At 63.7% G+C, this 3,247-nt stretch carries 2 protein-coding genes and 1 pseudogene; 2 read left to right on the top strand and 1 reads right to left on the bottom strand.

Translation table 11 applies throughout. The annotated features are described in order from the left end of the window. On the bottom strand, positions 1–2,071 hold a 2,071-nt coding region (gene glgB, locus QZ079_RS08785), incomplete at its 3' end, for a 1,4-alpha-glucan branching protein GlgB (RefSeq protein WP_297037482.1). 307 nt (positions 2,072–2,378) lie between these two features. On the opposite strand from glgB, the gene QZ079_RS08780 reads away from it, so the two are divergent. Both QZ079_RS08780 and QZ079_RS08775 read left to right on the top strand, forming a co-directional pair. Beyond that, positions 2,379–3,068, top strand: coding sequence for an HAD family phosphatase (locus tag QZ079_RS08780; protein WP_297037481.1), 690 nt, complete (start codon positions 2,379–2,381; stop codon positions 3,066–3,068). Beyond that, positions 3,065–3,247, top strand: a pseudogene (locus QZ079_RS08775) (thiamine diphosphokinase); the annotation flags it as partial. The gene QZ079_RS08780 and the pseudogene QZ079_RS08775, both read left to right, overlap by 4 nt.

Raw genomic sequence — 3,247 nt, 5'->3', positions numbered from 1 at the left:
GGATGGGGTCGACCGCGTGCTTCGCGCGGCGGCGCTTCGGCTTCGGTGCCACGAAGGAGCTCGGGCCTTGGCGCTTCAGCACGAGACCGGCAAGGCCGGGCAGCGCGATGGTGATCTGGTTGTCGAGTCCGTTCCAGGGGTAGGGAACGCTCATGTAGCTTATGTTGTCCGTGAAGTTGCTGCCGCCGAATTCCGAATCGTCCGAATTGAAGATGACCTTCCATTCGCCTTCCGTGGGCACGCCCACGTGGAAGGACTCATAGGAGGCGGGATCGAAGTTGATGATGATCACGAGGTCGTCGGCCGGGTCGTTGCCGCGACGGATGAAGGAGATGATGGACTGCTCGGAGTTGTCCGCGTCGATCCACTGGAGCCCTTCCTCGGTGTAGGCGTGCTCCCAGAACGCGGGCTCGTCGCGGTAGAGGTGGTTGAGGGCGCGGATGAACTCGCGATGACGCGCGTTCGTGTCGAGGTCTTCGGCGAGGTTCCACTCGATGGACTCGTAGTAGCGCCATTCGATGCCCTGAGCGATCTCGTTGCCCATGAAGTTGAGCTGAGCACCGGGATGCGCCGCCTGGTAGAGCGCGAGGGTGCGCAGCCCCGCGAACTGGCGCCACCAGTCGCCGGGCATGCGGCCGATGAGCGAGCACTTGCCGTTCACGACCTCGTCGTGGGAAAGCGGCATGATGAAGTTCTCGCTGAAGGCATACATGAACGTGAACGTGAGCATGCCGTGGTTGCCCGGGCGCCAGGGGAAGTCGGTCTGCATGTAGCGCAGGGTGTCGTTCATCCAGCCCATGTCCCACTTGTAGTGGAAGCCGAGGCCGTTCTCGCTCGGTGGCAAGGTGACGCCCGGCCAAGCGGTGGATTCCTCGGCGATCATCATGACGTCTGGGAACTCGCTACTAACGGTGGTGTTCACCTGTTGGATGAAGCTGATGGCATCGAGGTCGCCCTCGTCGCCGTATTTGTTGAACTTCTTCTGGGAGGGATCGTCCACGCCGAAGTTGAGGTAGAGCATGCTCGAGACGCCGTCCATGCGGATGCCGTCGGCATGGAACATCTCGAGCCAGAAGAGCGCGTTCGAGATGAGGAAGCTCCGCACCTCGCCACGGCCGAAGTCGAACTTGTGCGTTCCCCAGTTGGGATGGATCTCGCGCTCGTAGAGCATCTTGCCGTTGAAGGTGGCGAGACCCTCGGCGTTCGCGCAGAAGCCGCCCGGTACCCAGTCGAGGATGACGCCGATGCCCGCCTGGTGGCAGGCGTCGACGAAGTGCATGAACCGCTTAGGTTCGCCGTAGCGCGAGGTTGCTGCGTAGTAGCCGGTGCCCTGGTAGCCCCAGGAACCGTCGAAGGGGTGTTCCATGACGGGCATGACCTCGATGTGGGTGTACCCCATGGATCGCACGTAGTCCACGAGCTCCACGGAGAGGTCGTCGTAGGTGTAGAACGTGCCGCGTTGCGCGGGGAACGGGTCGCCGGGGCCGGGATAGGTGCCATCCGGGCCGGGGTCGCCCTGCGGATCGTTGCCATGGCGCTTCCAGGAACCCAGATGCACCTCGTAGATGTTGAGGGGTTGGGTCATGTGCGGGTGCGCGCGACGATGCTCGAGCCACTCGTCGTCGCCCCAAGCGTAGCCGGTGATCTCGTAGAGACGCGACGCGGTGCCGGGAACCTCTTCCGCATAGAAGCCGTACGGGTCCGCCTTGTATAGCAGCGTGCCGTCGTTCGTCTCGATGACGTACTTGTACTGTTCGCCTTCGGAAAGCCCGGCGACGAAGCCCTGCCAGATGCCGCTCGAATCGAGCGGGGAGAGCGGGCACGCCCAGGGATCCCAGTTGTTGAAGGGGCCGGTGACGTGGACGCTTCTCACGCCGGGTGCCCACACGGCGAAGTGCCAGCCGTGCGTGCCGTTCTGCACATCCGGGTGGCTCCCGAGCTTCTCCCAGCTGCGGTTCCAGGTGCCGGACGCGAAGAGGTAGCGGTCGTTCTCCGTGATGATGAGGCAGGGCTCCTGTGCGGTGGTGTTCGAGTTGCCCGTCTGAGCTGCGGCGTTCGAGGTGTCACTCATGGTCACGTGCACTTCCAATCGTCCTGGCGGCCTGCGAGGGCCGCCGTCTCATAGGCAGATGTCGCGGGTTCCGGGCGCCTGAACGTGACGATTGGTTGCGTTCCACGTGCGAGACGCAGGTTGAACCTGGACATGGTTAGGATACCACCCCGGGCACGTTCGAGGACCATCGAGGCGAGGGACGGTAGGGATTAGTTCGTGGGCGCGCGAACTTGACAACGGGCATAGAACAAGGTATGCGGACGCGATCATCATTACATGATAGAATCCATCCGGTCTGATGTTCATCATGTTAGGAGAGGCTTTCATGGCAGCGCCCCAGATCTTCATCTTCGACTGCGACGGCACGCTCATCGACTCGATGGGCATGTGGCTCGATATCCAGCCCAAGCTCCTCGCGAGCTACGGCCTGGATCTCACCTCCGACGATTTCGCGAAGTTCGAATCGCTCTCCGTTGAGGACGAGTGCAAGGCGTACCACGAGGAATGGGGCGTGGACGAATCCGGTGCTGCGGTGTTTGCGCGTTTGGATGCCATGCTGCTCGAGGAGTATCGCACGAACATTCGCGCGCGCGTCGGCGTGCGGGCGTTTCTTGAGGAGGCAGAGCAGGCGGGCATCGTCTGCGCGATCGCGACGTCGACGCCCGAGCACCTCGTGCGCGCCGGGCTTGCGGCGAACGACTTCGAGCGTTTCTTCCCGGTCATCGTGACGACCGAGATGGCGGGGCGTTCGAAGGACTTCCCCGACGTGTACAACCTGGCGCTCGCGCGCGCATGTGAGCTTGCCGGCGTGGAAGAGCCGCCGCATGGCGAGGTGTGGGTCTTCGAGGACGCGCCGTTCGGCCTAAAGAGCGCTGGTGGCGCGGGGTACCGCACCGTCGGGATCTACGACCCGCACGGCCGAGGCACGCGCGAGGAGGTCTTCGCCCTCGCCGACGTGCCCATCGACGAGTTCACCGAGCTCTCGGTGACTCATTTGGGGACGGGGTCGTTTTGAGTCATCTTCCCGTATTGCTCGTGGGCGGGTCGCCCGAGCGCTCGAGCGCCGAGACCCTAAGGAAGGCGGCAGCTGGTTGCTGCGCTGTCGTCGCGGTCGACCGCGGGCTCGATGCGTTGCTCGACGCCGGGCTCTCCTGCGACCTCTTCTGCGGCGACGCCGACTCCGTGAGCGAGGCC

The organism is uncultured Enorma sp. (assembly GCA_905210055.1).
GTDB lineage: Bacteria > Actinomycetota > Coriobacteriia > Coriobacteriales > Coriobacteriaceae > Enorma.
This window is presented reverse-complemented; position numbering and strand designations above follow the sequence as displayed.